Source organism: Parasynechococcus sp., from assembly GCF_042954245.1.
Taxonomy (GTDB): domain Bacteria; phylum Cyanobacteriota; class Cyanobacteriia; order PCC-6307; family Cyanobiaceae; genus Parasynechococcus.
Genome location: NZ_JBGKDP010000235.1, coordinates 1 through 2,013 on the forward strand (window position 1 = coordinate 1; position 2,013 = coordinate 2,013).

The 2,013-nt window shown below is 64.4% G+C and carries 3 protein-coding genes; 2 read left to right on the forward strand and 1 reads right to left on the reverse strand.

The window, feature by feature from the left end; all coding sequences use genetic code 11:
- Positions 1 to 224 precede the first annotated feature (224 nt).
- Complete coding sequence (locus tag ACGVJ8_RS10980; protein WP_392348054.1) at positions 225 to 875, forward strand: gamma-glutamyltransferase; 651 nt, start codon at positions 225 to 227, stop codon at positions 873 to 875.
- Positions 845 to 1,699: a gamma-glutamyltransferase gene (locus ACGVJ8_RS10985; RefSeq protein WP_392348056.1), complete on the forward strand. Its 855-nt coding sequence runs from the start codon at positions 845 to 847 to the stop codon at positions 1,697 to 1,699. Before ACGVJ8_RS10980 ends, ACGVJ8_RS10985 begins: the two co-directional genes overlap by 31 nt.
- Before the next feature lie 16 nt (positions 1,700 to 1,715).
- Here ACGVJ8_RS10985 and ACGVJ8_RS10990 read toward each other — a convergent pair.
- Positions 1,716 to 2,013 (reverse strand): DoxX family membrane protein (locus ACGVJ8_RS10990; protein ID WP_392348058.1); only part of this gene is annotated, 298 nt, incomplete at its 5' end.

Consider the following 2,013-nt stretch of genomic DNA (forward strand, 5'->3'; position numbering starts at 1 on the left):
GTTTTCTGAGAAACGCTCCAATCGCACCTCGAACGGCCCTCCGCTGATCCACTCTTAAAGTGAAGGCTGTGGTGCCTTCAATGCGTCAAGCAGGAGCGGGCTGAGGGGCCGGCTCTTTTTTTGATCGGAAGGCCAGCAGTCCGCTTCACCAGCCACAAGACTGAAAGCAGCCGATCCACCGCCGTGCTCCCCCAGATCAAAGCGTTGCTGCTGGCAATGAGCCTTTGGAGCATCCTCCCCGCATCGGCAACCCCGATCAGCCGCGACGATCCGGAATCCACCGACCCCGGCCGCAAGGGCATCTCAAGCGCCAGCGGATCAGCCGGGTGGTGGTGACCGCCAATCCCCTCGCCAGCAAGGCGGCGCTGGCTGCGTTGAACGACGGCGGCAGCGCCATCGATGCTCTGATCACAGCGCAAGCGGTGCTGGCGGTGGTCGAACCACAGAGTTCCGGACTCGCTGGAGGCGGTTTTCTACTTCACTGGGATGCCAAACAACGCCAGCTTTCGGTGCTGGATGGCCGTGAAATGGCCCCCGAACGCAGCCACGCCAGTGACCTGCTTGACGCCTCGGGAGATCCTATCCCCTGGCGTCAGGCCACCAGCCAGGCCAACGCCATCGGCATTCCCGGCACCGTGACCCTGCTCTGGGACGCCCATCAAAACCACGGTCATCTGCCCTGGAGCCAAACCCTGCAACCGGCGATCCGTCTGGCCAGCGCTGGCTTTCTGCCGAGCCCACGGTTGTTGCGCTCCATTTGCCTTGTTCAGCGTTTCGGCGTTGCCCACAGCCCTGCATTTCAAGCGTTCTACCTGCCCGGCGGCCAACCACCAGCAGCGGTGGCTTGGCACTGTTGCAAACCCTGGCGCTGCTGAACCAGAACACCAATCTGCCCAGCTCCAGCGCAGGTGAGCCGCAGATTTGGCGGCAGCTGGCCCGCGCCCAGGCCTGGGCCGATGTCGACCGCCTCTACTGGGTGCACGATCCCATCGATGGAGCGGTCCCCACCGCAGCCCTGCTGGATCCGGCCTACATCGCCAGCCGGGCCAGAGCCATGCAGCATGCCAACGGCTCAAGGCCAACACCGGGGCTACCCCCAGGCATCGAGCACTATCTCTACGGCAGGTCAGATCGGGGCATCGAACAGGGCACCAGCCAGATCACGATCGTGGACGCCCGCGGCAACATCGCCTCCTACATCTCCTCGGTGGAGACGATCTTCGGGAGTCGTCACCTGGTGGCCGGCATGGTAATGAACAATCAGCTCACCGATTTCGCCTTCAAGCCCAGCCTTGGCGGCAAACCGGTCGCCAACCGCCGGCGGCCGGGACGGCGGCCGATGTCGTCGATGGCGCCGACGCTGATGTTCCGCAACGGCGAGCCGGTGCTGGCCCTCGGCAGCCCCGGCGGCCGCAGCATTCCCCATCTACTCAGCCGGGTGCTGCTGGCGTCATTGGTCTGGAACGAATCGCCGGCGCGGGCGGTGGGCCTTCCTCATCTCTCACGCCGGGGCAATGCGCTGGTGCTGGAAAGCGATCCCCCGCTGCCCTGGCCGTTTCCACTGGAGCAGCTCAAAAGCGAGGCAAACCTACGACGTCAGAGCATCGGCAGCGGCACCGCTCTGCTTCAAAAAATCGATACTGGCTGGCAGGGGGTTGCGGATCCGCGCCGCGAAGGAACGGCTCTGGCCCTGCCCTGATCCAGCCAACCAGCGATCAGCCCTTAGAGCGCAGGTGCGTGAAGCTGGGCACGCCATTGCCCCAGGCACGGGTGATGGCCAAGATCAACGCGCCGATCAGGGCCAGGTTCATCGCAAAGCCGCTCTCCACGGGGAAGGTGTGGAAGATCAGCGTGGTGGGCACCAGGAACAGCAGCAGCGAGGCCACCAGCACCGTGTTGCTGCCGAACACCAGCAGGATCGATCCGGCAATCAGCACCACAATCGCCGCCACCAACAGCACAGAAGCCAGGGGTTCGGGGATGCCCTTGGAGGCGATGAAGCCTGCGGTTTCA